Origin of the sequence: Shimwellia pseudoproteus (genome assembly GCF_016415625.1) — a bacterium.
Lineage (GTDB): Bacteria > Pseudomonadota > Gammaproteobacteria > Enterobacterales > Enterobacteriaceae > Shimwellia > Shimwellia pseudoproteus.
Map to the genome: position 1 here is coordinate 1 of NZ_WBXP01000014.1, position 25,501 is coordinate 25,501.

General features: G+C 56.1%; 23 protein-coding genes and 1 pseudogene. 17 read left to right on the forward strand and 7 right to left on the reverse strand.

The annotated features are described in order from the left end of the window. Positions 1 to 384: 384 nt before the first annotated feature. From F9C28_RS08235 to fdnI, 6 genes are all read left to right on the forward strand, one after another. On the forward strand, positions 385 to 606 hold the full coding sequence (locus F9C28_RS08235; protein ID WP_199014750.1) for a hypothetical protein: 222 nt from the start codon (positions 385 to 387) through the stop codon (positions 604 to 606). A gap of 151 nt (positions 607 to 757) precedes the next feature. Continuing rightward, entirely contained in the window at positions 758 to 1,660 is a 903-nt protein-coding gene (locus F9C28_RS08240) for an alpha/beta hydrolase (RefSeq protein WP_199014751.1), read from the forward strand. Between the two features lie 338 nt (positions 1,661 to 1,998). Further along, positions 1,999 to 3,561, forward strand: coding sequence for a sensor domain-containing diguanylate cyclase (locus tag F9C28_RS08245; RefSeq protein ID WP_199014752.1), 1,563 nt, complete (start codon positions 1,999 to 2,001; stop codon positions 3,559 to 3,561). A gap of 388 nt (positions 3,562 to 3,949) precedes the next feature. Continuing rightward, positions 3,950 to 7,003, forward strand: coding sequence for a formate dehydrogenase-N subunit alpha (gene fdnG / locus F9C28_RS08250; protein ID WP_199014753.1), 3,054 nt, complete (start codon positions 3,950 to 3,952; stop codon positions 7,001 to 7,003). Between the two features lie 11 nt (positions 7,004 to 7,014). Further along, positions 7,015 to 7,899 carry a formate dehydrogenase subunit beta gene (fdxH, locus tag F9C28_RS08255; protein ID WP_199014754.1) on the forward strand — a complete coding sequence of 295 codons (885 nt, stop codon included), beginning with the start codon at positions 7,015 to 7,017 and terminating at the stop codon, positions 7,897 to 7,899. Further along, complete coding sequence (gene fdnI, locus F9C28_RS08260) at positions 7,892 to 8,536, forward strand: formate dehydrogenase-N subunit gamma (protein WP_199014755.1); 645 nt, start codon at positions 7,892 to 7,894, stop codon at positions 8,534 to 8,536. The genes fdxH and fdnI overlap by 8 nt, the downstream gene beginning before the upstream one ends. A gap of 82 nt (positions 8,537 to 8,618) precedes the next feature. On the opposite strand, the gene F9C28_RS20455 is transcribed toward fdnI, so the two are convergent. Both F9C28_RS20455 and F9C28_RS20100 read right to left on the reverse strand, forming a co-directional pair. Continuing rightward, a complete protein-coding gene (locus F9C28_RS20455; RefSeq protein WP_408641456.1) occupies positions 8,619 to 8,795 on the reverse strand; it encodes a YnfU family zinc-binding protein in 177 nt (58 codons plus the stop codon). 102 nt (positions 8,796 to 8,897) lie between these two features. Then, entirely contained in the window at positions 8,898 to 9,062 is a 165-nt protein-coding gene (locus tag F9C28_RS20100; protein WP_269846421.1) for a YnfU family zinc-binding protein, read from the reverse strand. Between the two features lie 148 nt (positions 9,063 to 9,210). Here F9C28_RS20100 and F9C28_RS08265 point away from each other — a divergent pair, with 148 nt between their 5' ends. Next, on the forward strand, positions 9,211 to 9,870 hold the full coding sequence (locus tag F9C28_RS08265) for a hypothetical protein (protein WP_199014756.1): 660 nt from the start codon (positions 9,211 to 9,213) through the stop codon (positions 9,868 to 9,870). A 19-nt stretch (positions 9,871 to 9,889) separates the two neighbouring features. Here the strand turns inward: F9C28_RS08265 and yczE are convergent, their stop codons facing one another. Continuing rightward, complete coding sequence (gene yczE, locus F9C28_RS08270) at positions 9,890 to 10,504, reverse strand: membrane protein YczE (RefSeq protein WP_199014757.1); 615 nt, start codon at positions 10,502 to 10,504, stop codon at positions 9,890 to 9,892. 87 nt (positions 10,505 to 10,591) lie between these two features. Here yczE and yczR point away from each other — a divergent pair, with 87 nt between their 5' ends. Further along, on the forward strand, positions 10,592 to 12,019 hold the full coding sequence (yczR, locus tag F9C28_RS08275) for a MocR-like transcription factor YczR (RefSeq protein WP_199014758.1): 1,428 nt from the start codon (positions 10,592 to 10,594) through the stop codon (positions 12,017 to 12,019). Between the two features lie 6 nt (positions 12,020 to 12,025). Here yczR and F9C28_RS08280 read toward each other — a convergent pair whose 3' ends face one another. Together F9C28_RS08280 and F9C28_RS08285 are read right to left on the reverse strand one after the other, a co-directional pair. Then, positions 12,026 to 12,376: an antibiotic biosynthesis monooxygenase family protein gene (locus F9C28_RS08280; RefSeq protein WP_199014759.1), complete on the reverse strand. Its 351-nt coding sequence runs from the start codon at positions 12,374 to 12,376 to the stop codon at positions 12,026 to 12,028. Positions 12,377 to 12,378: 2 nt separating this feature from the next. Further along, positions 12,379 to 13,089 (reverse strand): B3/B4 domain-containing protein, encoded by a 711-nt coding sequence (locus F9C28_RS08285; protein WP_199014760.1) that lies wholly within the window; start codon positions 13,087 to 13,089, stop codon positions 12,379 to 12,381. A gap of 43 nt (positions 13,090 to 13,132) precedes the next feature. On the opposite strand from F9C28_RS08285, the gene F9C28_RS08290 reads away from it, so the two are divergent. The 8 genes from F9C28_RS08290 to csiR all read left to right on the forward strand — a co-directional run bounded on the left by F9C28_RS08290 (position 13,133) and on the right by csiR (position 22,620). Then, positions 13,133 to 13,738 carry a helix-turn-helix domain-containing protein gene (locus tag F9C28_RS08290; RefSeq protein ID WP_199014761.1) on the forward strand — a complete coding sequence of 202 codons (606 nt, stop codon included), beginning with the start codon at positions 13,133 to 13,135 and terminating at the stop codon, positions 13,736 to 13,738. A gap of 366 nt (positions 13,739 to 14,104) precedes the next feature. Continuing rightward, positions 14,105 to 14,857, forward strand: a complete 753-nt coding sequence (locus F9C28_RS08295) for an aspartyl/asparaginyl beta-hydroxylase domain-containing protein (protein ID WP_199014762.1) — start codon at positions 14,105 to 14,107, stop codon at positions 14,855 to 14,857. Between the two features lie 364 nt (positions 14,858 to 15,221). Next, a complete protein-coding gene (gene glaH / locus F9C28_RS08300) occupies positions 15,222 to 16,199 on the forward strand; it encodes a glutarate dioxygenase GlaH (RefSeq protein ID WP_199014763.1) in 978 nt (325 codons plus the stop codon). A 27-nt stretch (positions 16,200 to 16,226) separates the two neighbouring features. Beyond that, positions 16,227 to 17,495: an L-2-hydroxyglutarate oxidase gene (gene lhgO, locus F9C28_RS08305; protein WP_199014764.1), complete on the forward strand. Its 1,269-nt coding sequence runs from the start codon at positions 16,227 to 16,229 to the stop codon at positions 17,493 to 17,495. 15 nt (positions 17,496 to 17,510) lie between these two features. Next, positions 17,511 to 18,959 carry an NADP-dependent succinate-semialdehyde dehydrogenase gene (gene gabD, locus F9C28_RS08310; RefSeq protein ID WP_199014765.1) on the forward strand — a complete coding sequence of 483 codons (1,449 nt, stop codon included), beginning with the start codon at positions 17,511 to 17,513 and terminating at the stop codon, positions 18,957 to 18,959. Positions 18,960 to 19,029: 70 nt separating this feature from the next. Continuing rightward, positions 19,030 to 20,316, forward strand: coding sequence for a 4-aminobutyrate--2-oxoglutarate transaminase (gabT, locus tag F9C28_RS08315; protein WP_199014766.1), 1,287 nt, complete (start codon positions 19,030 to 19,032; stop codon positions 20,314 to 20,316). A 140-nt stretch (positions 20,317 to 20,456) separates the two neighbouring features. Next, positions 20,457 to 21,851 carry a GABA permease gene (gabP, locus tag F9C28_RS08320; RefSeq protein ID WP_199014767.1) on the forward strand — a complete coding sequence of 465 codons (1,395 nt, stop codon included), beginning with the start codon at positions 20,457 to 20,459 and terminating at the stop codon, positions 21,849 to 21,851. A gap of 70 nt (positions 21,852 to 21,921) precedes the next feature. After that, positions 21,922 to 22,620, forward strand: a complete 699-nt coding sequence (gene csiR / locus F9C28_RS08325) for a DNA-binding transcriptional regulator CsiR (protein ID WP_199014768.1) — start codon at positions 21,922 to 21,924, stop codon at positions 22,618 to 22,620. 28 nt (positions 22,621 to 22,648) lie between these two features. On the opposite strand, the pseudogene F9C28_RS08330 reads toward csiR, so the two are convergent. Continuing rightward, positions 22,649 to 22,901, reverse strand: a pseudogene (locus F9C28_RS08330) (helix-turn-helix domain-containing protein). Positions 22,902 to 23,035: 134 nt separating this feature from the next. Beyond that, positions 23,036 to 24,070 carry an NADP-dependent oxidoreductase gene (locus F9C28_RS08335; protein WP_199014769.1) on the reverse strand — a complete coding sequence of 345 codons (1,035 nt, stop codon included), beginning with the start codon at positions 24,068 to 24,070 and terminating at the stop codon, positions 23,036 to 23,038. Between the two features lie 306 nt (positions 24,071 to 24,376). On the opposite strand from F9C28_RS08335, the gene F9C28_RS08340 reads away from it, so the two are divergent. Then, positions 24,377 to 25,498 (forward strand): MFS transporter, encoded by a 1,122-nt coding sequence (locus F9C28_RS08340; protein ID WP_199014770.1) that lies wholly within the window; start codon positions 24,377 to 24,379, stop codon positions 25,496 to 25,498. Positions 25,499 to 25,501 lie beyond the last annotated feature (3 nt).

Here is a 25,501-nt window from a genome sequence, read left to right on the forward strand (position 1 = left end):
TTGAACTTTTGCTTTGTCACAGGATGTCGCTACAGGGTCAGGAGTGTGGTGATCTGATCCTAATTTCGGCTAAAAGTTCGATTTATTCAACAAAGCCATGTCAATGTAGACTATACTAAGTACAATCTATTTGGCTTTGATATAAAAGGTAGTGAAACCTATAATGTAACGGATTATGGCTTAGAGGGTGATAATAATTCTTACAGCTATTTTGATAGTTATTATGCAAACACAGATAATAACTTTACTATTTCAACCGCAGCGAACGATAACTGGTTCTTCTCCGGGGACAATGACAGTAACATCTCGATTACCGGGCAATTCAATAATATTGTTTCCGGGGCCGGCAGTGATATCTTTAACCTGAGCGGCAGCGATAATACCATGCTGTTCTACGGTGATTTTGGTCACGATACGGTCTATAACCTGTCCACGACTGACAGCCTGGTATTTATGCAAAATCAGGATATTGGCCAGAGTGACAGTTATCTCAACCATTTGTCATTTATTGATGATAATGCATTACTTTCTTTCGGCGAAAACAGTGTCACCCTGGTAGGGGTGAACGCCGATATGTTGTCCGGTATGAATATCGCAGTGGCTTAAGTTAACCGTTAACGCTCCCGCAGCGATGGCTGCGGGAGTTATCATGATTAATCCGTGGCTAAGCGGCACATAACCCCCCTGATATCCCCAATTGCAGTGCTATTATTCAGGCCTGACGATCGACACCTCAAGCCGGTAAGCGGTAAATATTATGAGTAATGCACAACGTGAACGCCTGAAAACGGCACTTGGCCAGCCGAAAGTTGCCGCCTCCGCGACGCGCAGCATTGGGCAAATCCGGGATGATTTTGCGCGGTTTATGAACACAATGCCTGTCGCGCCAGGGGTTAAGGTGAGTGAGGCACAACTGGGCTATCATCGGGCGCTGCGGGTTGAGGCGCAGCACCACACCCGCCCGGGTACCATCCTCTATTTTCACGGCGGTGGTTTTATTATGGGGTCCCCGGAAACGGCGCTGTCGCTGACCACCAGCCTGGTAGCGAAAACCGGGATACAGGCGCTGTCACTGGATTACCGTCTTTCCCCTGAGTACCCCTTCCCGGCGGCCATTGACGACTGTGCTGATGCCTATCAGGCGCTGCTGGACAGCGGTATTGAGCCACACTCGATAGTGTTTGCCGGCGACTCTGCCGGAGGTGGGTTGTGTGTCACTGCCTGCCTGAGAGCCCGCGATCGTGGCCTGCCGCTACCGGGGGGGATTGTGACGTTCTCTGCCGGGCTTGATGCCACCCGCACCGGGAACAGTGTGGAGAGTAAAAACGGTATTGATCCGTTTTTTAGCCGTGAAAATTTGCACGCCTCCAGTGATATGTATCTCGGCGGGGCGGACCCACACCAGGCGTTGCTGTCGCCCGCGGTGTATGCCAATCTGGCCGGTTTTCCGGCGATGCTATTACAGGTGGGCACTAACGAGCTGCTGCTGGATGATTCTACCCGCCTTGCCGAGCGTGCCCGGGCGGCAGATGTGGATGTGATCCTTGATATTACTGCCAATGTTCCCCACGTCTTCCAGGCTTTTATTGGCGTACTGGATGAAGCGGACGATGCCCTGGATCGCGCGGCGCTGTTTATCAGGCAACGTCTCGCCCGATAGTCGTATTTCCGATAAAACCATAAGACAGGCTAAAGGATAGGCAGAAGACAGGGGGAGAAAGGCTATTTTCCCTTGCTCTGCCTATCCCCGGGTGTTGTTCTGGCGATAATGTGCTTTTTTTCAGTTCATTATTAACGCGCTGAATAGGCAAAAAATGCTGTCCGCTGAATATGCAGAGGGTGACAAATCAAAATATATTTCTATTACACGGTGTTAGCGAGCAATGTTCCGGGGCACTGAATATAAGAAAAATAGTGTAATATAGATAAATATCTATATGATGTTTGTATTACCGGAAAGTTATTACTCTTTATTGATACATAATTGGAAAGATTAAAATGCGATGGATTGCTCTACGGAAGGTCGGTCTCAGATCTCTTATTTTAATTTTTTCATTACTTGTGATGCTGCTCACTTTGTTGAACTGTTTTTATTCTGCATGGCACGTTCAGCAAAATGTTCTGGTCAGTAATGAATTAGCTAAAAACCGCGCTTATGCGGAGCGGGTTGCGTCCAGTATCTCACTCTATTTCAGAGTCAGTATGGATCAGCTCGCCTATAGCGCTAATATCCTTGAAAACAAATTTGATAACCCAAAAGCCATTACTAACGAGCTGGAGCGTATTCAGCAGCAGGACTCGGGGTTCGATTCTGTCACCCTGGTCGATGCCTCCGGTAGGGTTATTGGCACCTACCCGGAAAACATCAGTATTAATGGCAAAATTATTGATACCGAAGGCGTTCAGCAATCGCTGCACAATGTGAGTCCGACTATCAGTAATGCCTATAACTCCGCGTCGGGTAGTTTGATTGTTTATATCTCGTATCCGATATTTGACCCCCAGGGCAAATACCTTGGCTTCGTGGGCGGCGCTATCCATCTGCAAAGGGATAATATCCTGTCATCACTTATTGGCTCACACTACCATAGCGATAAGAGCTATGTGTATCTGGTGGATCAGGATGATGTCTTACTGTACCACCCCGAAAAACGGCGCATTGGCACCACAGAAAAAGATAATGATGCGGTAGAAGCGGTAGAACGGGGTGAAACCGGGGCTCTGGAAGTGGTTAACTCAGAAGGCACGCGCATGCTGGCGGGGTATGCCAGCGTCCCGTTGGCTAACTGGGGCGTGGTATCGCAACAGCCCAAAGAAACCACTCTGGCATCGCTAAATACGTTAATGTACAAAATGGTCATTGGCACTTTGCCCCTTAGCATCCCGGTATTCTTTTTACTGTGGTGGTTATCAAATATGATCTCCGCACCCTTACGCCGGCTGGCGGCCAGCGCCGGGCATATGGATAACGATCAGGCTGACCTCGAGATTAGAAATATCCACGCCTGGTATGTTGAGGCGATATATATCAAGCAGGGGCTATTAAATGGTATCGACCTGGTGCGTGAAAAAATCAAATGGTTAAGCGATCAGGCGAGCCGCGATCATTTGACCCGCTTATTAAACCGTCGGGCGGCACAGGCAGTACTGGATGATTTTAATAAGAAGAAAAAGTTATTTTCTATCGCCTCTATTGATATTGATCACTTTAAACATGTGAATGATTCCTTTGGCCATGATGCCGGTGATTTTGTCCTCCAGTGGCTGGCCACTATTATGCAGGAAAATTGCCGTGAGGGTGATTATGCCTGCCGAATGGGCGGCGAAGAGTTTTACCTGCTGTTGCCCGATATCACGACGAAAAAGGCGATTGATGTTGTTGAACGCCTGAGGAAAAAAGTGGAAAGCACCACCATTGATGGCATCGGCAATATTACGATTTCTTCCGGTATTACCAGCTGGCCCCAGGGGGATCTCTCTATTCAGGAGATACTCAAAAAAGCGGATGAATTAATGTATCTGGCGAAACGTAATGGCCGTAACCGAACCGAGTGGCAATAGCCGCTGTGATTACCGGCGGTGCGGGCGAACCGGTGGTTCGCTCTCATCGCTAAAGCCGCCGGTAATTGTTCTGGATCAGTAAAGTGGCCGATTTCCCGGCGCTGTAGTGCCGCGACAATCGCGGCACTGTTGCACATATTCATTGCGCCACGAAATGAGAGGCACCGTCCGCAGTGCAAGTGCCTTTTTATTATTGTCAATAAAATCAATTAATTAATGTTAATCGCATTGTCGGGTATTGTTTATGCGCGTGCCAATGCCTTGCCCACCACGGCGTAATCCCTCTTCTGCTGAAAAGTCAATAACCACAATGGTGTTATGACGTTATGAAAATCAGGCTCTTATAATCCGGCCCCTATTCTTGTCTTAAGTTTAAGCTGGAGGCGATATGGCCCTGAGCCGCAGGCAATTCTTCCGTATGTGTGCCGGAGGTCTGGCGGGTAGCACCGTTGCATCTCTCGGATTCCTTACCTCCTTTTCTGCCCGTGCAGAAATCCGTCAACACAAGCTGCTAAAAGCCAAAGAGACCCGCAATAACTGCACCTATTGCTCCGTAGGCTGCGGCATGCTGCTGTACAGCATGGGCGATAATGCCAAAAACGTAACGGAAAATATCTACCACGTGGAAGGTGATCCGGACCATCCGGTAAGCCGGGGATCTCTGTGCCCCAAAGGGGCCGGGGTAGTGGATTTTATCCACAGCAAAAACCGCCTGAGATACCCGGAGTACCGGGCGCCGGGCAGTAACACCTGGCAGCGAATCAGCTGGGAAGATGCCTTCACGCGCATTGCCCGGCTGATGAAAGCGGATCGCGACGCCAACTTTGTCACCACCAATAACGCCGGGGTTACCGTGAACCGCTGGGCGACAACCAGCATGTTGTGCTCCTCTGCGGCCAGTAATGAAACCGGCATTCTGGATAATAAATTTGCCCGTGGGCTGGGAATGGTGGCGGTAGAGAACCAGGCCCGGCTTTGCCACGGCCCTACAGTGGCGGCACTTGCCCCCAGTTTTGGCCGTGGCGCCATGACCAACAACTGGATAGACATTCGCAATGCCGATGTTATCCTGATTATGGGCGGTAATGCGGCGGAAGCGCACCCGGTTGGCTTTAAATGGGTTATTGAGGCCAGGAAAACGCACAATGCCAAACTGGTGGTGGTGGACCCGCGCTTTAACCGTTCCGCCTCGGTGGCCGATTTTTATGCTCCCATCCGCCCCGGCAGCGATGTGGCCTTTTTATCCGGCATAGCCAACTACCTGCTTTCACAGGATAAAATCCAGCACCAGTACGTTAAGGCATACACCAATGCCAGCCTGATCGTACGGCCAGACTTTCAGTTCTCCGGGGGGCTGTTCAGTGGCTATGATGACGCCACCCGTAGCTATGATCGCAGCAGTTGGGCTTACGAACTGGACAGCGCAGGCCAGATCAAACGGGATGATACCCTCAGCCATCCGCGCTGTGTCTTCAACTTGCTAAAAGCCCACGTCAGCCGCTATACCCCGGAGGTGGTCTCTAACCTGTGCGGTACGCCACAGGAGGATTTCCTGCGGGTCGCCGCGATGCTGGCAGATACCGCGGCCAGCAATAAAACCGCCACTATTCTGTATGCGCTGGGCTGGACCCACCACAGCAACGGGGCCCAGATCATCCGCACGGCGGCCATTGTTCAGCTGCTGCTGGGGAACATCGGCATGATGGGGGGCGGGATCAATGCCCTGCGCGGCCACTCGAATGTGCAGGGATATACCGATCTCGGTCTGCTGGATGGCTCACTGCCGGGGTATTTACCCCTTCCCGGTGAGCACCAGACCACCCTCCAGCAGTGGATGGATCACGCCACCCCGAAAACGATGATGCCCGGCCAGGTGAACTACTGGCAGAACACCCCGGCCTTTATGGTCAGCCTGCTGAAGGGTTTTTATGGTGATGCTGCCACAGCGGACAACCAGTGGGGCTACGATTTGATGCCCAAATGGGACCGTAAATACGACGTGATCAGCCAGATGGAGATGATGGTCAACGGTGAGTTTAACGGCCTGCTGGTGCAGGGCTTTAATGCGCTGGCATCATTCCCGAATAAAAACAAAGCCGTGGCGGCGTTTTCTAAGCTGAAGTTTATGGTGGTGATGGATCCGCTGGCCACCGAGACCGCCAGCTTCTGGCAGAACCACGATGAAATGAACGATGTGGACAGCAGTGCGATAATGACCGAGGTTTTCCGCCTGCCCACCGCCTGTTTTGCGGAAGAAAACGGCTCTGTCGCCAACTCCTCCCGCTGGTTACAGTGGCATTACGCGGCGGCGACCCCGCCGGGGGAAGCGCGCCATGATACCCGGATTCTGGCTGCGCTTTTTTTACGCCTGCGGGAGATGTACCGCACGGAAGGGGGGACCGCCCCAGAGCCGCTGATGGCTATCGACTGGCGCTATGCTGAGCCGGGGGAGCCACAGCCTGAAGAGCTGGCCCGGGAGGGGAATGGCCGCGCCTTGCGCGATCTCTACGATAACAACGGTACGCTGCTGGCGAAAGCCGGGCAGCAGCTCAGCTCTTTTGCTCAACTGCGGGCTGATGGCTCCACCAGCAGCATGTGCTGGATTTACGCCGGGAGCTGGACAGAGCAGGGCAACCAGATGGCGAATCGCGATAATGCCGATCCTTCCGGGCTGGGGGCCGTCAACGGCTGGTCATGGGCGTGGCCCCTTAACCGCCGGATCCTCTATAACCGCGCCTCTGCCGATCCCCAGGGGCGCCCCTGGGACCCACGCCGCCCGCTGATGCACTGGGACGGAGGGAAATGGCAGGGGCTGGATGTGCCGGACTTCCCACCCAACTCCGCCCCCGGGGATAATGTCGGGCCATTTATTATGTTGCCGGATGGCCTGGGGCACCTGTTTGCCCTGAATAAACTGGCGGATGGCCCGTTCCCTGAACACTATGAACCCCTGGAAAGCCCCATTGGGACTAACCCGCTGCACCCGGCGGTGAGCCATAGCCCGGTGGTGCGCCTGTACCCGGCGGATCGAAAAACCCTCGGTACGGCGGACAATTTCCCCTATGTGGCGACCACCTATTCGATTACCGAACTGTTCCGCCACTGGACGAAGCACGCCTTGCTGAATGCCATTGCCCAGCCCCAGCAGTTTGTTGAGGTGGGTGAGGTACTGGCCAGGGAGAAAGGCATCCGTGCCGGTGACTGGGTGAAAGTCTCGTCACAGCGCGGCTATATCAACGCCAGAGCGGTGGTCACGCCGCGTTTGCAGACATTGACCGTGGCCGGTAAGCCGGTCTCCACCATTGGTGTCCCCTGCCACTGGGGTTTTGAAGGGGCCACCCGTAAGGGATTCCTCGCCAATACGCTCACCCCGTCCGTGGGGGATGCGAACTCGCAAACGCCGGAGTACAAGGCATTTCTCGTCAACATTGAGAAGGTGTAAGGGGAGGCCATATGTCTATGCAATCACAGGATATTATTAAAAGTTCGGCCACCAATAGCCTGACTAAACCGCCCCAGGTGCGGGACGCTAAACAGGAGGTCGCCAAACTTATTGATGTCTCCAGCTGTATTGGCTGTAAGGGATGCCAGGTGGCCTGCGCGGAGTGGAACGACATCCGTGCGGAGGTGGGGGAATGTGTTGGGGTATACGATAACCCCACCGACTTAAGCGCCCAGGCCTGGACCGTGATGCGCTTTAGCGAAACCCGGCAGAACGGCCGGCTGGAATGGCTGATCCGCAAGGATGGCTGTATGCACTGTGCCGATCCCGGCTGCCTGAAAGCCTGCCCGTCTGAGGGGGCTATCATCCAGTACGTTAACGGCATTGTGGATTTTCAGTCGGAACACTGCATCGGCTGTGGCTACTGTATTGCCGGTTGCCCCTTTAATATCCCGCGTCTGAACCCGCAAGATAACCGGATGTATAAATGCAATCTGTGTGTGGATCGGGTCAGCGTTGGCCAGGAGCCCGCCTGTGCTAAAACCTGCCCAACCGGGGCGATTCGTTTCGGCAGCAAAGAAGAGATGCTGGCCGCCGGGGCGGAGCGGGTAGTGCAGTTACAGCAAAACGGCTACCCCGCTGCCGGGCTGTATAACCCTCAGGGGGTGGGCGGCACCCATGTGATGTACGTTCTGCACCATGCGAACCACCCGGAGCTGTACCACAACTTGCCGCGCGATCCGGCGATCGCGACGCCGGTGAACTTGTGGAAGGGGATCCTTAAGCCGCTGTCCGCCGCCGGGTTTATCGCCACTTTTGCCGGGCTGATGTATCACTATGTGGGGATCGGGCCGAATAAGGAAACCGATGCTCAAGAGGAGAATTATCATGAGTAAGTCTCCGACGATCCTGCGCACCCGGTTTATCGATCGCGCCTGCCACTGGACGGTGGTGGTGTGCTTCTTTCTGGTATCGCTGTCCGGGATAGCGCTGTTTTTCCCCACATTACAGTGGCTGACGGAAACCTTTGGTACCCCCCAGATGGGCCGGATATTGCACCCGTTTTTTGGGGTGCTTATCTTTATGATGCTGGTGTTTATGTTCGTGCGCTTTGTGCATCACAATATCCCCGATCGCCAGGATATCCCGTGGATCAAAGGGATAGTAGAAGTGCTGAAGGGCAATGAACACCACGTGGCCGAGGTGGGTAAATATAACGCCGGGCAGAAAATGATGTTCTGGACCATCATGAGCATGATCCTGGTACTGCTGGCTACCGGGCTGGTTATCTGGCGGCCATATCTGGCGGCTTATTTCCCGATCCCGCTGGTACGCTGGTGTTTACTGATCCACGCCACGGCGGCCATCGTGTTAATCCATGCGATCCTTATCCATATGTATATGGCGTTTTGGGTGAAGGGGTCGATTAGCGGCATGATTGAGGGCAAGGTGAGCCGCCGCTGGGCCCGCAAGCACCATCCTCGCTGGTATCGTGACGTTGACGCTGGCGAACAGTCGGGCGCTGAACGGTAAAGACAGGAAGGGGAAACGGGATTATCTCCGCACTTTGTGGCTGTTCCGGGCGGTGCGGGGATAGCCGCGTGAGCGGCCTGGCTTATCCGCCAATGCACCAGCATTCTGAAGGACGGAAATGGAGCCCACAGGATGGGCATTCGAGTATCGCATCTTTGCGCATTTTTCCCGCTTTCTGATCTGCCCGGTGGGAACATGCCGGGCAGGCCACGTGTACCGGACGTTCTTTAAAGTGTCGTAAACCACTTGTGTAAGACATTGTTTATTACTCCAACTGATTGAACGCTAATTATACGCCTTTATGCTTTCCGCTATTGGATTATCTTTCCATGTTCTCAGGCCTGCTCTGGTGCCCGGCAGATCAGCGCGGTACCACAAACAGCGCCTTGCATTTGGGGCACAGCATCGCCTGGCGTAGCCGGATTTTTGAAACCGGTTGGGTTGATTTGAAACCGCAAGTTGGACAGGTGACGGTTGTGGTGGAGGTGCCGCTGATAAGTTTCATTGCGTAATCGAGAAAAGACATGATGATTAACCTCTCAATGAATGAGATTCATCCTACCACGCAGTGGTTAAAAAGTACCCGCTAAATCACCTGGAGAGTGGCGGTTTTACTTGTGCCGGGCGGGATGCCACACTAGCGGTATTGGGTATTACTGACGCCGGTCCCTCCTATGCTGCATGTGTTCATTTTCCACGGTTTTAAAAGCACAGCGAACGAGATAGCTGCCTTCGACTTAACGCCTGGTTTCGCCTCAGAAACCCCACCGCCCTGTCGTTTTATCAACAGTGACTGGGACGCCGGCGCGCCTTACCTTGCCACCGGTAACGGCATTCAGGCGGTGTATCAGCTGGTGGCCAGTAGCGCTGCGCTGCACGCCGAATGGGATGTGGCCATCGGCAATATGGCCGCGGTGAGCCAGCAGACCGCCGCGATGATTAATCAGTTGCCCGGGGAGGATGCGCTACTGCTGGTGGGCTATTCAATGGGGACCCTGCTGATTGGCGACATGGTGGCGCAACTGACCAGAAAACGCGATATCTATTTGTTTTTTATGGCCGGGAGTCTGGACCGCCAGCGTGCGGGCCAGTTGCTCGATAATCGTAATGTGATTCAGGCGATTAACTGCCTCTCCCCGCGGGATTTTATGCTGAGGAAGCAACTTCCCGAGTTTATGCCGCCCCCGATAAGCCCTGTCGGGCTGCATGCCATCGACCATGATAAAGCGCTCAATGCCCATACCGGACTGGCCCACGCTGACTATTTGCAGGACCCGGCGGTGCTGTCCCGTTATGGGGCGTTTATCCTTCAGATCCTGCAGCGCCACCCGTGACTGGTTTTCGCCATCGAGCTCAGCGTATGGCCGGGGCACTGACCGCGGGCTGTTTATCCCGGGCAGCGGGCTGAAACCACGGCAGGAAGAGCTGGATCAGCGGGCCAATCGTCAGGGCATAAATAATCGTCCCCACCCCAAATGCGCCGCCCATCATGATGCCCGCCAGCAGTACCGTTAGCTCAATGGCGGTACGGATAGCGCGGATAGACCAGCCGGTACGGGCGTGGATACCGGTCATCAGGCCGTCCCGTGGGCCCGCCCCAAACCCGGCGCCGATATACATCCCGGTGGCGATGGCGTTCAGTAACACGGCGGCCCCCAGCAACAGGCTGCGCACCACCAGAGATTCTACCGGGGGCAGCAGCGCCAGCGTGGCATCCGCCGCCAGCCCGATGAGCACCACATTACTCAGGGTCCCCAGCCCCGGGCGCTGGCGCAGTGGGATCCACAGCAGCAGCACCAGCGCGCCGACCACAATCATCACCGTGCCAATCGTCAGGGAGAATATCCTCCCCACCCCGAGGTGAAACACATCCCAGGGATCCACTCCCAGCCTGGCGTGGACGAACATGGCGGTGGAAACCCCGTACAGTACCAGTCCGATATAAAGTTGCAGCAGTCGCCGTACCATAATGTATTGCTCCGAAGTGGGTAATGGCTGGATTTTTTCGCAAAATGGACTGAATATTAAGGTCCAGTTATCAGAAAGTGGATTGCTATGAACGCACGCAGAACCGGTAGCGCATCGTTAATTAAACTGTTAGGCCAGTGGCACCAACCACTGGCCCGGGTGCCGGTGTATCGCCAACTGGCGGATGGGCTGCGGCTATTGATTCTGGATGGCCGCCTGCCGCTGGAGAGCCGGTTACCCGGGGAGCGCGAGCTGGCCGGGGCGCTGGGGGTGAGCCGAACCACCGTGGCGGCAGCCCTCGCGCAACTGCGTGAAGACGGGTTTTTGTTGAGCCGCCAGGGCTCCGGCTCGGTCACCATGCTGCCCGATGGCCCGGCCACCGGGGCGCCTTTGCCCGGGATGATGCCGGTGCTGGACCTCTCCACTGCCGCGCTGGCGGCGGGCCCGGAGATACACCGGGCCTACACCAGTGCGCTGGCGGCGCTACCGGAGCACCTTGGGTCCACCGGTTATGATCAGTATGGCTTGCCCGCCCTGCGGGAGGCGATAGCCGAACGCTATAGCGCCCGGGGCCTGCCTACCCGGGCCGATCAGATAATGCTGGTCAACGGTGCGGTTAGCGGGTTTAGCCTGTTGCTGCGGCTGCTGACCGGCCCCGGTGACCGGGTGGTGATTGAGCACCCCACCTATCCGATGGCGCTGGCGGCCATTCATGGTGCCTCCTGCCGCCCGGTGGCGGTGGGCCTGCCGGCCCAGGGGTGGGACACCGACGGGTTGCGTGCCACCATTGCCCAGACAGCGCCGCGCCTGGCGTACCTTATTCCTGATTACCACAACCCCACCGGCCGCTGTATGGATGCTGACACCCGGGCGGCGGTAGCCGGGATTGCAGCCCAGACCCGCACCGCCATCGTGGTGGACGAAACCATGGTGGATTTATGGTTTGATAATCCACCGCCGCCGCCGCTGGCGGCTTTTGACGATGCAGAGCAGGTGATTACTCTTGGCTCGGCGGGGAAAAGTTTTTGGGGAGGGCTGCGGCTGGGATGGATCCGCGCGTCATCGCGCACCATTGCCTCACTGATACAGGTGCGGGGGACGATGGATTTGGGAACACCGCTACTGGAACAGCTGGCCACATTGCACCTGCTCCGGGAGGCCGGGACCTTTCTGCCCGCCCGGCGCGCCATGCTGCGCCAGCGCCGGGATGCCTGTGCCGCGGCCATTACTGCGTTATTCCCCGACTGGCAACTGCTGCCGGGCGAGGGGGGGCTGGCATGGTGGATTGCCTTACCAAAGCCGCTGGCAACGGTGTTTGCTGCCAGTGCCGAATCCATTGGTATCCGCATCGGTGCCGGGCCGCGTTTCGGGCTGGATGGCGCTTTTGAACGCTATCTGCGGCTGCCGTTTACCCTGGAACCCGAGGTGATGCGTGATGCCCTGGTACGGTTGCAGCCCCTGTGGCAGCAACTAACCCAGCACCGCCACGGTGTTGTGCGTGCGGCGGTACTGTAAACGCGGTTATTGTGCCGGTTTCCCGGGGATATAAGCTACCGGGCGGTCTGCCAGCGGGTGGTCGAGGTTGCTGTTATGGGCCCCCTCGATGTGAGCGATTATGGTCTGATAACCGGCAATCCACTGGGCGCTTTGTCGTTTGGCTTTCAGGTGCATTGCCCCGCTGATTAAGGCGTCCATACTGGCCTGGTCCTGCCAGTAGTAGTTATTCAGCAGGCGTCCGGTGGCGGTGTCGGTAAAACTTTCCATGCCGATAAACCCCGGCAGGGCACGGGCCAGGGCCTCAATTTCACCGTCCAGGGCGTAGAACGCGTCGTCATACTCTTTTTTATCAAAAATAAAGCTGCTTAAGTACATGGTTAATCCTGTGCCGGTTCTTCCGGGAAATGGCCAAACGGCTGCATGGTAATACTGGCGGCGGGCATCATATGTGCCAGGCCATTGGTCAGGGTTTCTCCCGCCTGATACAGCGCCTCAAGGGGCATGGCCGGCAGGCTTTCAAGCACAAACCACATGGCGGTATTGTCGGCGCTCAGGCGGGTGCGGACCCCCTGGCGCCAGTTCCAGCGGCGGCAGGTTACCCCACGATCGTCCCGCCAGATAACTTCCCCGGCATCCGGGTGCTCAATCACCGGCTCACCGTCTTTCATGACGTCGAAAGGTTCATCCCCCCGGGCGACGGTCAGGCGCGGTTGTCCGCAATAGGCGGCGATATTTTCCCCGCCCACCGGCAATGCATAGCGAATGCTGATGGCGTTATACAGATCAACCACCGGATCAATCGGCGGGATTGCGCCGTCGCGCAGTACCCGCTTGATCAGCGCATCCGCAGAGCAGGGGGTACGTTTAGGTTTGGCGCCGAAGGCCCGGTAGGTCTCATTCCAGGCGTCGATATGGGCGGCGGCCCAGTCTGGCTGGCCCTCAAGCGCTCCCTGGCAGGCCTGGGCCAGCATATCGCGGCCAATGTCCGGGCGGCTGACCCGGGCGTTATCGACCAAAATACTCAGGGCGCGAAAATGCGGGGCAATACGGCTAACGGCATCATCGATTGACGGAGAAAAGCAAAGCATTGGATAATCTCTTAATGACCACTTTATATCACAGTATCGACCGATGACCAGAAAAGTCAATATAGTGACCGACTCGGGGGCCGATGTTGACCGCGTCAACCAGGCTGTTGCTGAGCGGATCAAGGCGTTTCGCCAGCGCCAGAAGCTCTCCCTGGATGAATTGTCGCGCCGGGCCGGTATCAGTAAAGGGATGCTGGTGGACATCGAACGCTGCCAGGCGAACCCCAGTATTGCCATGTTGTGCAAAATCTCTGCGGCGATGGACGTGTCGGTGGCGGACATTGTCGACGTTGCCGAGCAGCCCCGGGTGCACCTGATCAACCCCGGGGATATTCCGCTGCTCTGGGAAGGCCCCCACGGCGGCAGCGCGCATCTGCTGGCGGGGACCAGCGGCCCGGATATGGTAGAAATGTGGCGCTGGGAGATGTTCCCCGGAGAGCGTTATGACTCCCCGGCACATCCGCAGAACACCTGTGAGTTGCTGCATGTCCAGCAGGGCACGCTCCTGCTCGGGCGCCAGGACCACCGTTACCAGGTGGCCTGTGGGGCGTCTGCCATTATGCGTGCCGATGCACCGCACTATTATGCTAATGCGTCCGACGCCCCGGTGGTGTTCATGATGACGGTGAGTGAGCGGCACAGCGTGTGAACCGGGTGTGAATGGCGGCAGCCCACCGGGCGGGAAAATACCGGGTAATTGTCGGGAAATAATGATTTCGCCACCCGTGGCGGGTTATTATTAACCTGCGGCTTACGGCTTATGTTTTGTTTAATTTATTATCATTACTGGGGTTTTTAAACGCGGATAAATAACCTGGCGACCAGGTTATTTTATTTTGGATATTTGTGCTGAACGGCCCCGTTATAAGGTTGTTTTTTATTTGTTGCCCTTCCTTCTGCCATTATGTCGGTTATTTTATGAGTGCAGACAATATCGCTATGAGTGCGGGTGTGCGTTCGGGTAAATATCCTCCCGGACAGTGCAAACCGCCGTTTTACAGAAGGGACAATACTTATGCCTGCCACAGCATCGCCGCAGCGCCCGTTATTACGCCGCATGTTAATCAAGGCCGGGAAGCGATTCCTGCGCTGGAATGGCCGTTTTCAGATTCGCCATTCGTTAATCTCAACCACACCGCAAATCGGTAATCATGAGTTTGACTGGGTTGCCGATCTTGAGGCCAGCTGGCCCGCCATTCGCGAAGAGCTGGAGCACCTTCTCGAGCACCCGGAAGACATTCCCGCGTTTCACCAAATCTCGCCAGACCAGAAGCGTATCTCTAAAGGGGATAGCTGGAAAACCTTTGGTCTTTATATCTATGGTGAGCGGGTAGACGCGAACTGTGCCCTGTGTCCACGCACTGCGGCGGCGGTCAGCGCGATCCCGAAAATGCGCACCGCGATGTTTTCTATTCTTCAGCCCCACTACCATATTGTGCCCCATAAAGGCCCCACCCGGGCGGTGGTGCGCGCTCACCTCGGGCTGATTGTGCCCCAGGCGCGCGACAAATTGTGGATCCGGGTAGATGACCAGATCCTGCACTGGGAGGAGGGCAAGGTGATTATCTTTGATGACGCCTATGAGCATGAGGTCCGTAATGATACTGACGAGCTGCGCGCGGTGTTATTCCTCGATATCGACCGGCCAATGGATCGGGTGGGGACCCTGGTCAATACGCTGTTATTTAGCCTGATCAAAGCCAGCCCCTATGTGAAACAGCCGCTGAAAAATCTTGCCAACTGGAATAAACAAAACCCTAAAAAATAAAGTGTCATCCGGTCATCACTCCCGGAATAACGGGAGTGTGGCTTCCCGCGTAGTGAAAAACCTCCCTGCCATTGACTGCCGCTGGCATTATTCACCGCACGCATCTGTGCTTATTTTCCCGCTAATTTTGCTTTGCCATTAATAACTTATTGTCGCCACATTATTGTTATCCCCGGGCTGAATATCCACATTGTTAATGATATTACTGTTAATGGTGTGGTTAATTAAATGTTGCATTGATCACAATAATTAAACAATTCACCGGTTTTATACGCATTATTCAAAAATGTAGATATTTTTAATTTATGGCTACGAAATGAACATCACCCTGTCTCCCTGATTACCGACCAGAGGATCGCTCCTGATGAACGCACTGACTGCCGTAAAACCTGTTACTGGTGACGTACCCTGTACTGCCCGCGGATTTTCTATCGCGCCTTCTGCACAGTCCCCGCGCTTGCTGGAACTGACGTTTACTGCACAGGTTGCCCAGCGCTTCCTTGAGCAGGTGGCCCAGTGGCCGGTGCAGGCACTGGAATATAAGTCCTTTTTGCGTTTTAAAGTGGCGCGCATCCTCGACGATCTCTGCGGCGGCGCGTTGCAGCCGTTGTTGGTGAAAACCCTGCTCGATCGCGCCGAAGGGGCGCTGCTGATAGGCGCAGACGGGCTGGATGATGTCGCCCAGGCTGATGAAATGGTCAAGCTGGCCACGGCGGTGGCGCATTTGATTGGCCGTTCAAACTATGACGCCATGAGCGGGCAGTATTATGCGCGCTTTGTGGTAAAAAATGTCGATAACTCAGACAGCTATCTGCGCCAGCCGCACCGGGTGCTGGAGCTGCATAATGACGGCACCTTCGTTGAAGAGGTGACCGATTATGTGCTGATGATGAAAATCGACGAGCAGAACATGGTGGGGGGCAACTCCCTGCTGCTGCACCTTGATGACTGGGAATACCTTGATCAGTATTTCCACCATCCGCTGGCCCGCCGGGTGATGCGCTGGACGGCGCCGCCCAGTAAAAATGTCGCCAAAGATGTCTTCCATTCGGTGTTTGATGTCGACCAGCAAGGCCGCCCGGTAATGCGCTATATCGATCAGTTTGTCCAGCCCAAAGATATTGAAGAAGGGAACTGGCTGAGCGATCTGTCTGATGCCCTTGAAACCAGTAAAAATATCGTCTCGGTGCCGGTTCCGGTGGGGAAATTCCTGCTGATCAACAACCTGTTCTGGCTCCATGGCCGTGACCGCTTTACCCCGCACCCGGACCTGCGCCGTGAGCTGATGCGCCAGCGTGGCTATATCAGTTATGCCACCCAACACTATCAGACCCACCAGTAAGCGCCGGCAGGCGAAGGAAAGCAGCGGATGTATGATTTTGTGATTATCGGCGGCGGCATCATTGGTATGTCCACCGCCATGCAGCTGATTGAGTGCTATCCGGATGCCCGGATAGCACTGCTGGAAAAAGAACCCGGCCCGGCCTGCCACCAGACCGGTCATAACAGTGGGGTGATCCACGCCGGGGTGTACTACACCCCCGGCAGCCTCAAGGCACAATTTTGCCTGGCCGGAAACCAGGCAACCAAAGCGTTTTGTGATCAGCACAATATCCACTACGACACCTGCGGCAAACTGCTGGTGGCCACCTCGGCGCTGGAAATGTCACGCATGAAAGCCCTGTGGGAGCGAACCGAGGCTAACGGCCTTGAACGTTACTGGCTGAATGCTGACGAGCTTAATGCCCGGGAACCGAATATTACTGGGCTGGGGGGGATTTTTGTTCCCTCCAGCGGCATTGTCAGCTACCGGGAGGTGACCGCCGCGATGGCGAAAATCTTCCAGGCGAAAGGCGGTGAGGTGGTGTACAACGCCGAGGTTAGCGGCCTGACAGAACACGCCAGTGGGGTGGTGGTGACCACGCATCAGGGGGCTTCTTATGAAGGGGCGACCCTGATTAGCTGCGCCGGGCTGATGGCGGATCGGCTGGTCAAAATGATCGGTGTCGATCCCGGGTTTATTATTTGCCCGTTCCGGGGGGAATACTTCCGCCTGGCACCACAACATAACCAGATAGTTAACCATCTGATCTACCCGATCCCGGATCCGACCATGCCATTCCTCGGGGTGCATCTGACCCGGATGATCGATGGCAGCGTCACCGTGGGGCCGAATGCGGTGCTGGCCTTTAAGCGTGAAGGCTACCGCAAGCGCGATTTTTCCCTGACCGATACCCTGGAAATTCTCGCCTCCCCGGGGATCCGCCGGGTGCTGCACAACAATCTGCGCGCCGGGCTGGGAGAGATGAAAAACTCCCTGTGTCGTAGCGGTTACCTGCGGCTGGTACAAAAATATTGCCCCAGTTTAACCCTGGATGATCTGCAACCCTGGCCCGCCGGGGTGCGCGCCCAGGCGGTCTCTCCGGACGGCAAGTTGATCGACGATTTCCTTTTTGTCACCACCCCGCGCTCAATTCACACCTGTAATGCGCCGTCACCGGCGGCCACGTCAGCTATACCTATTGGTGCGCATATTATTACCAGGGTCCAGGCACTGCTGGCCAGCCAGAGCAATCCTGGACGTACATTGCGCGCAGCCCGGACGGTGGCGTCACTGCACGCTGCGTCCACCACCTGATAACGGGAAAAGATAATGCAACTCAATGATAAAACACTCTTCCGCCAGCAGGCGTTTATTGACGGACAGTGGCGCGATGCCCTGAATGGAGAGGTGATCCCGGTAACCAACCCGGCCAATGGTGAGCAACTGGGGACGGTTCCCAAAATGGGGGCGCAAGAAACCCACGCCGCCATTGACGCTGCGAATAAAGCCCTGCCGGCCTGGCGTGCACTGACCGCCAAAGAACGCGCCAACATTCTGCGCCGCTGGTTTGATTTGATGATGGAGCACCAGGACGATTTAGCCCGGCTGATGACCCTTGAACAGGGTAAACCGCTGGCGGAAGCCAAAGGGGAAATCAGCTATGCGGCGTCGTTTATTGAGTGGTTCGCCGAAGAAGGTAAACGTATTTACGGGGACACGATCCCTGGTCATCAGGCTGATAAACGGCTGATTGTTATCAAACAACCTATTGGGGTGACAGCGGCCATTACACCGTGGAACTTCCCGGCGGCAATGATCACCCGTAAAGCAGGGCCGGCACTGGCCGCCGGCTGCACCATGGTACTTAAGCCCGCCAGCCAGACCCCGTTCTCAGCCCTTGCCCTGGCGGAACTGGCGAAGCGCGCCGGGATCCCTGCCGGGGTATTTAGCGTGGTGACCGGTTCCGCCGGGGAAGTGGGCAATGCCCTGACCAGTAACCCGCTGGTGCGTAAGTTGTCCTTTACCGGCTCTACCGAGATTGGCCGCCAGCTGATGGCGCAGTGCGCCCAGGACATCAAAAAAGTCTCTCTCGAACTGGGTGGCAATGCGCCGTTTATCGTGTTTGACGATGCGGATCTCGATAAAGCGGTGGAAGGGGCGCTGGCGTCAAAATTCCGTAACGCCGGGCAGACCTGTGTGTGTGCCAACCGCCTGTACGTTCAGGACGGGGTGTACGATCAGTTTGCTGAAAAACTTCAGCAGGCGGTCAACCAGCTGAAGTTGGGGGATGGTCTGCAAAACGGCATTACCACCGGGCCGCTGATTGATGAAAAAGCCGTGGCGAAAGTGCAGGAGCATATTGAAGACGCGGTGAGCAAAGGGGCGAAGGTGATTACCGGCGGCAAACCGCATCAACTGGGGGGGAACTTCTTCCAGCCGACGATTCTGGTGAATGTCCCGGCGGATGCCAAAGTGGCCAAAGAGGAAACCTTCGGCCCGCTGGCGCCGCTGTTCCGCTTTAACGATGAAGCGGATGTGATTACCCAGGCCAATGACACCGAATTTGGCCTGGCGGCCTATTTCTATGCCTGGGATCTGAGCCGGGTATTCCGGGTGGGTGAAGCGCTGGAATACGGCATTGTCGGCATCAATACCGGCATTATTTCCAATGAGGTGGCGCCGTTTGGCGGTATTAAAGCCTCCGGCCTTGGCCGGGAAGGCTCGAAGTATGGCATCGAAGATTACCTGGAAATTAAATATATGTGCATCGGGCTGTAACCGCCCCGGATGCACCGGCTGTATTCATGATTGATGGCGAGAGCGCCGGTCCGATACTGGAGAACTACCAATGAGCACCAATAAAGAGCTAATGCAGCGCCGCACCAATGCCGTTCCCCGTGGGGTAGGGCAGATTCACCCCATCTTCGCCGATCGGGCGGAGAACTGCCGGGTATGGGATGTCGAGGGACGGGAATTTCTGGATTTTGCCGGGGGGATCGCGGTACTGAACACCGGGCACCTGCATCCGAAGGTGACGGCCGCCGTCGAAGCTCAGCTGAAAAAACTGTCCCATACCTGCTTCCAGGTGCTGGCCTATGAGCCGTACCTGGAGTTGTGTGAGGCGATGAACCAGAAGGTGCCCGGGGACTTTGCCAAGAAAACCCTGCTGGTGACCACCGGTTCAGAGGCGGTAGAAAACGCGGTCAAAATTGCCCGGGCGGCGACCCGCCGCAGCGCCACCATTGCCTTTAGCGGGGCCTATCACGGCCGCACCCATTACACCTTGTCCCTGACCGGTAAAGTGAATCCGTATTCTGCCGGAATGGGGCTGATGCCGGGCCATGTCTACCGCGCGCTGTATCCCTGCCCGCTGCACGGTATCAGTGATGACGATGCCATTGCCAGCATTGAGCGCATCTTTAAAAACGATGCGGCCCCGGAAGATGTGGCCGCCATTATTATTGAGCCAGTCCAGGGAGAAGGGGGCTTTTATGCGGCATCCCCGGCCTTTATGCAGCGCCTGCGCGCCCTGTGTGACACCCACGGCATTATGCTGATTGCCGATGAAGTTCAGAGCGGGGCCGGCCGCACCGGTACCCTGTTTGCGATGGAGCAAATGGGGGTTGCCGCGGACCTGACAACCTTTGCTAAATCCATTGCTGGCGGCTTCCCGCTGGCCGGGGTAACCGGCCGGGCGGACGTGATGGATGCGGTGGTGCCGGGGGGGCTGGGCGGGACCTATGCCGGTAACCCTATTGCCTGTGCCGCTGCGCTGGCGGTGCTGGAAACCTTTGAACAGGAAAAACTGCTGGATAAAGCAAACCAACTGGGCAAAACCCTGCGCGACGGGCTGCTGGCTATTGCTGAGCGCCATCGCGAGATTGGCGACGTTCGCGGCCTGGGGGCAATGGTAGCGATTGAGCTGTTCGAAGGGGAAGACCCGACCAAACCAAACGCCAAACTGACGGCGGATATCGTGGCCCGGGCCCGCGACAAGGGGCTGATCCTGCTCTCCTGTGGGCCTTACTACAACGTGCTGCGCATCCTGGTGCCGCTGACCATTGAGCCGGATCAGATTCGTCAGGGGCTGGCGATTATCGGCCAGTGTTTTGATGAGGCGAAGCAAGCGCAGTAAAGGCCAGTACCGCCGTAAGTTGCTAAAGGAACAGTAGCGATGCAGTAAACATAATAACAATACGCGTACCCCGGCGCGGGAAAGCCGGGGTGCTCTCCCAAGTGACCAATAAAAAAACAACACTTTCGAGAGGAAACAGGATGGGGCAGTCGTCACAGGCATTAGGGGGCGGGCTGAAATCACGCCACGTCACCATGTTATCTATTGCGGGCGTTATCGGCGCCAGTTTATTCGTTGGCTCCAGCGTGGCTATCGCAGAAGCCGGACCGGCGGTGTTACTGGCGTATTTGTTTGCCGGATTACTGGTGGTCATGATCATGCGTATGCTGGGTGAAATGGCGGTGGCCATCCCGGACTCCGGATCATTTTCCACCTATGCGGATAAAGCTATCGGCCCCTGGGCGGGCTATACCATTGGCTGGCTGTATTGGTGGTTCTGGGTGCTGGTGATCCCCCTGGAGGCCAATATCGCCGCGATTATTCTTCACTCCTGGGTGCCGGGGGTGCCGGTGTGGCTGTTCTCACTGGTGATTACCGTTGCGCTGACCGGCAGTAATCTGCTGAGCGTGAAAAACTACGGTGAATTTGAGTTCTGGCTGGCGCTGTGCAAGGTTATCGCCATCCTGGCGTTTATTGCCCTGGGGGCGATGGCGATAAGCGGGGTTTATCCGCTGGCGGAGGTGAGCGGTGTTTCGCGCTTGTGGGATCACGGCGGTTTTATGCCCAATGGCTTTGGGGCGGTGTTGAGTGCGATGCTGATTACGATGTTCTCCTTTATGGGGGCGGAGATTGTCACCATCGCGGCGGCGGAGTCTGACTCGCCGGACAAGCATATTGTACGCGCCACCAATTCGGTTATCTGGCGTATTTCGATTTTTTATCTGTGCTCTATTTTTGTGGTGGTGGCGCTGATCCCGTGGAATATGCCGGGGCTGAAAAGTGTTGGTTCCTATCGTTCGGTACTGGAGCTTCTGCATATCCCCCACGCCAAATTGATTATGGACTGCGTGATTTTGCTGTCGGTCACCAGTTGCCTGAACTCCGCCCTGTATACCGCCTCGCGGATGCTGTACTCCCTGAGCCGCCGCGGTGATGCTCCGGCGGTGATGGGTAAAGTGAACCGCAGCAAGACCCCGTATGTGGCGGTATTGCTCTCTACCGGGGCGGCGTTCTTAATGGTGGGGGTGAACTATTATGCCCCGGCAAAAGTGTTTAAATTTTTGATTGATAGCTCCGGGGCGATAGCGCTGCTGGTTTATCTGGTGATTGCGGTGTCGCAGTTGCGGATGCGTAAATTGCTGCTGGCAGAAGGCAAACCGCTTACCCTGCGGATGTGGCTATTCCCGTGGCTGACCTGGCTGGTTATCGGGTTTATCTCTGTGGTGCTGGTGGTGATGCTGTTCCGGCCTGCCCAGCAACTGGAGGTGATTTCTACCGGGTTACTGGCTATCGGGATTATCTGCACGGTGCCTATCATGGCCCGCTGGAAGAAGTGGCTGCTTTGGCAGAAGCTGCCGCTGCAAAATTCGCGCTAGTGCGTTTTATGGTGGAGCCCGGCCCGGGGCCGGGCAGTATGCGTTTTAGCCGTTTACAGGAGTTGAGCCTATGACTGACACAACCCAACCTTCGGCAACAGACGGCTATCGCTGGCTGAAAAATGACATTATCCGCGGCGTTTATCTGCCCGATGAAAAATTGCCCATGAGTGTGCTGACCTCGCGCTATGGGCTGGGGATTGGCCCCCTGCGGGAGGCGCTTTCGCAGCTGGTGGCCGAGCGGCTGGTAACGGTGATTAATCAGAAGGGGTACCGGGTGGCGCCGATGTCGCAGCAGGAGTTGCTCGATATTTTTGATGCCCGGGCCAATATGGAAGCCATGCTGGTGCGGCTGGCCATTGAGCGCGGCAACGATGAGTGGGAGGCGGAGATCCTCGCCCGTGCTCATCTGCTGAGTAAACTGGAATCCCAGCAAGACAGTGAGCAGATGCTGGATGAATGGGATCTGCGCCATCAGGCGTTTCATACTGCCATTGTGTCAGGGTGTGGTTCGTTCTACCTGTTACAAATGCGCCAGCGGCTGTTTGACCTTGCCTCCCGCTACCGGTTTATCTGGCTGCGGGAGACGGTCCACTCCGTTGAGATGCTGGAGGATAAGCAGCAACAGCATCAGGCCCTGCTGGCGGCGATCCTTGAGCGGGATGCCCCCCGGGCCAGTGCGCTGATGTGCCAGCATTTGCTGACACCGATCCCGATAATCCAGCAGGCAATGGCGGCCAGCCAGAACTGGCGCAATGCCGCAGGGTGATTAGGTGGGGCAGTGCAGGCCGATTTTGCTATATCTGCTGTAGCTTAAAATGGACGCCACAGGCCCGTGCGTAGCATAACTCATTTTGATGGCGTTACGCTCCATACGGGAGACGGTGGGAGGCTTGACGCCCATACGCTCGGCCACCTGAGCAGAAGTCAGGCCGCTAATGTTTCACGGAGCGCTTCGGCGTCATTCTCCACCTCATATGCCGCGCGATACTCGGGGGCGCTCATAGATTCGGCGTGTATTTCTGATAACGTTCTGTAGCGCGTAGTCATTTAACATCTCCTCCAGCCTGCGCAACGCTAATTCTATTAGGCTAACTTAGCTCAAGGGCTAACCTTTGTCGCTTTGGTGGGCCCTTTAACACCCTTTCGTTAATCCGCGCCGTGGGCGATGGCCCATTCCTGGCCTATGAGGCGACGCGAACTATCATTTTGCCGAAGTTTTTACCACTCAACAGGTGCTGGAATGCCGTCACGCTGTTTTCCAGACCATCAACAATATCCTCCCGGAACTGAATCTTCCCGGCATCAAGCCAGGCGCTCATCTGGCGGTAAAACGCCGGATACTGCTCGCCGTAATCTTGCGAGATAATAAAACCCTGTACCCGCATGCGCTTTTTGAGGATCGTGCCCATCAGTAGCGGCAGGCGATCGTGCTGTACCGAACCTGTGGGGCCGTTGTACTGGCTTATCATGCCACATACCGGAATACGCGCCCGGGTATTTAGCAGCGGGAATACCGCATCGAATACCGCACCACCCACATTCTCAAAATAGACGTCGATACCGTCCGGGCAGGCGCTGTTTAGCGCCCCGGGCAGATCGTTACCCCGGTGATCGAGGCAGGCATCGAACCCGAGCACATCCGTGACATAACGGCACTTTTGTTCCCCGCCGGCGATGCCGACCACCCGGGCACCGCGCAATTTAGCCACCTGGCCGACAACTGACCCCACCGCCCCGGAGGCGGCGGCCACCACAACGGTCTCCCCGGCTCGGGGGGCGCCAATATCAGTCAGCCCCATATAACCCGTGAACCCCGGCATCCCCAGCAGGCCCAGAGCATGGGGCAGGTGTTTCATGGTCGGGTCCAGTTTATGGAGATCGCGCCCATCGGATAGCGCATAGTCCTGCCAGCCGGAATAGGCCAGCACCAGTTCACCGGGGCTGTAGTCGGGATGGCGTGACTGCTCAACCCGGCTGACGGTGCCACCGACGATAACGTCTCCGATATTCAGTGGCGGTGCATAAGACGGGGTGTCATCCATGCGCCCGCGCATATAGGGATCGAGGGAGAGGTATAACGTGCGCAACAGTACCTGGCCCGGGGCGGGATCATCCTGGGGCACATTTTCCAGTACGATATCGCTGGCGGTGGGCATTCCCTGGGGGCGTTTGGCCAGAATAAAGCGGCGGTTTATACGGGATGAGGTGGTCGTCATTATCTACTCCAGAACATGATAAAAGAGCGCATCAGGCATTGAGTGTATGCACGAAATGGCAACGCTGATGGGGAATGTGTGCGGGGCTGGCGATCTGCCCGGGGTTTACGGCTGATATAGGGGGCGCAGTAAAATACAACAATATTATGATTTAATTATCAGGGATGATCGGCGTTATTGTTATTTGTGTTATTTAATGGTGGCGGTGCGCTTTTCAGTTTGACATCAATATATATATCGGAGACTGTTTCAGTAATATTTTTATCGCGATTATTTACCACTAATACAAATAAAGGATGTATTTGTATGTTTATTTTTAATAAAAATATATTATCAGTCATCTTTTCGGTGACGATATTTGGCCTGACGTACGGGCTGAGTGCGCCGCTTATTGCTCTGCGGCTGGATGATAACGGTTATGGTGAAATGATAATCGGCTTAAATGCCGCTATGCAGGCGCTGGGGGTGCTGGTTATTGCCCCGTTTCTGCCGGCGCTATTTCGCCGCTTCCAGACCCTGACCCTGATGCTGGTCTCCCTGGTGGGGATAGCGCTGGTGCTGTGCTTGTTTCCCTTTACTTCGCTGCCGGTATGGTTCCTGCTGCGGTTTATTCTCGGGGTTTTCATCGAAATTATTATGGTACTGACCGAAACCTGGCTTAATGACTCTACGGTGGAGGAGGCGCGGGGAAAAACCATGGCCCTGTATACCGCCTGCCTGTCGCTGGGGTTTGCGGCGGGGCCGGTACTGCTGGTCTGGCTGGGGACAGACAGTTTTCAGCCGTTTATGGCCGGGGGGCTTATCGCGCTGCTGGCGGCGCTTTGCCTGGCAAAAACCGGTATGGCCCGGCAAGAGAGTGACGCCGTAGCGGCCACGGGATTTGTGCGCAGTTTACAGCTTGCCCTGCTGGCCATTGTGGCAACGGCGCTGAATGCCGCCGTTGAAGTGGCGGGCATGAACTTTTTATCCCTGTATGCGCTGGCCCACGGCTGGAGTGATAACCAGGCCACGACGCTTATTTCGGTGCTGTTGCTGGGGGCGATTGTGCTGCAACTCCCCCTCGGCTGGCTGGCGGATAAAGTGGATCGCCGCAGGCTGATAACCCAGTTGGCGGTGATTTCTACCCTCGGGGCGCTGATGTGGCCGCTGATCCTGCCATACCCACTACTGGCCTACGGTGTACTGTTTCTGTGGGGCGGTTTTTTTGTCGGTATCTATACCGTTGCCATTACCTGGGTGGGCTCGCTGTTTCGCGGTGCGGAGCTGGCGGGGATTTATGCCACCATGTCTGTGGCCTGGGGGGCGGGTGCGCTGCTGGGGCCGATACTCGGTGGTGTGGCGATGGAGATGGCGACCCACGGGCTGCCGTGGCTGGTGGCGTTGTTGTGCCTGATGTTTACGCTGCTCTCGTTACGTAAAGAGGTGTAATCC

What these genes read in the sequence shown, in the direction of transcription:
- F9C28_RS08235 (WP_199014750.1), top strand. Translation starts at nt 385, where the DNA reads ATGCTGTTCTACGGTGATTTTGGTCACGATACGGTCTATAACCTGTCC.
- F9C28_RS08240 (WP_199014751.1), top strand. Translation starts at nt 758, where the DNA reads ATGAGTAATGCACAACGTGAACGCCTGAAAACGGCACTTGGCCAGCCG.
- F9C28_RS08245 (WP_199014752.1), top strand. Translation starts at nt 1,999, where the DNA reads ATGCGATGGATTGCTCTACGGAAGGTCGGTCTCAGATCTCTTATTTTA.
- fdnG (WP_199014753.1), top strand. Translation starts at nt 3,950, where the DNA reads ATGGCCCTGAGCCGCAGGCAATTCTTCCGTATGTGTGCCGGAGGTCTG.
- fdxH (WP_199014754.1), top strand. Translation starts at nt 7,015, where the DNA reads ATGTCTATGCAATCACAGGATATTATTAAAAGTTCGGCCACCAATAGC.
- fdnI (WP_199014755.1), top strand. Translation starts at nt 7,892, where the DNA reads ATGAGTAAGTCTCCGACGATCCTGCGCACCCGGTTTATCGATCGCGCC.
- F9C28_RS20455 (WP_408641456.1), bottom strand. Translation starts at nt 8,795, where the DNA reads ATGTCTTACACAAGTGGTTTACGACACTTTAAAGAACGTCCGGTACAC.
- F9C28_RS20100 (WP_269846421.1), bottom strand. Translation starts at nt 9,062, where the DNA reads ATGTCTTTTCTCGATTACGCAATGAAACTTATCAGCGGCACCTCCACC.
- F9C28_RS08265 (WP_199014756.1), top strand. Translation starts at nt 9,211, where the DNA reads ATGCTGCATGTGTTCATTTTCCACGGTTTTAAAAGCACAGCGAACGAG.
- yczE (WP_199014757.1), bottom strand. Translation starts at nt 10,504, where the DNA reads ATGGTACGGCGACTGCTGCAACTTTATATCGGACTGGTACTGTACGGG.
- yczR (WP_199014758.1), top strand. Translation starts at nt 10,592, where the DNA reads ATGAACGCACGCAGAACCGGTAGCGCATCGTTAATTAAACTGTTAGGC.
- F9C28_RS08280 (WP_199014759.1), bottom strand. Translation starts at nt 12,376, where the DNA reads ATGTACTTAAGCAGCTTTATTTTTGATAAAAAAGAGTATGACGACGCG.
- F9C28_RS08285 (WP_199014760.1), bottom strand. Translation starts at nt 13,089, where the DNA reads ATGCTTTGCTTTTCTCCGTCAATCGATGATGCCGTTAGCCGTATTGCC.
- F9C28_RS08290 (WP_199014761.1), top strand. Translation starts at nt 13,133, where the DNA reads ATGACCAGAAAAGTCAATATAGTGACCGACTCGGGGGCCGATGTTGAC.
- F9C28_RS08295 (WP_199014762.1), top strand. Translation starts at nt 14,105, where the DNA reads ATGCCTGCCACAGCATCGCCGCAGCGCCCGTTATTACGCCGCATGTTA.
- glaH (WP_199014763.1), top strand. Translation starts at nt 15,222, where the DNA reads ATGAACGCACTGACTGCCGTAAAACCTGTTACTGGTGACGTACCCTGT.
- lhgO (WP_199014764.1), top strand. Translation starts at nt 16,227, where the DNA reads ATGTATGATTTTGTGATTATCGGCGGCGGCATCATTGGTATGTCCACC.
- gabD (WP_199014765.1), top strand. Translation starts at nt 17,511, where the DNA reads ATGCAACTCAATGATAAAACACTCTTCCGCCAGCAGGCGTTTATTGAC.
- gabT (WP_199014766.1), top strand. Translation starts at nt 19,030, where the DNA reads ATGAGCACCAATAAAGAGCTAATGCAGCGCCGCACCAATGCCGTTCCC.
- gabP (WP_199014767.1), top strand. Translation starts at nt 20,457, where the DNA reads ATGGGGCAGTCGTCACAGGCATTAGGGGGCGGGCTGAAATCACGCCAC.
- csiR (WP_199014768.1), top strand. Translation starts at nt 21,922, where the DNA reads ATGACTGACACAACCCAACCTTCGGCAACAGACGGCTATCGCTGGCTG.
- F9C28_RS08335 (WP_199014769.1), bottom strand. Translation starts at nt 24,070, where the DNA reads ATGACGACCACCTCATCCCGTATAAACCGCCGCTTTATTCTGGCCAAA.
- F9C28_RS08340 (WP_199014770.1), top strand. Translation starts at nt 24,377, where the DNA reads ATGTTTATTTTTAATAAAAATATATTATCAGTCATCTTTTCGGTGACG.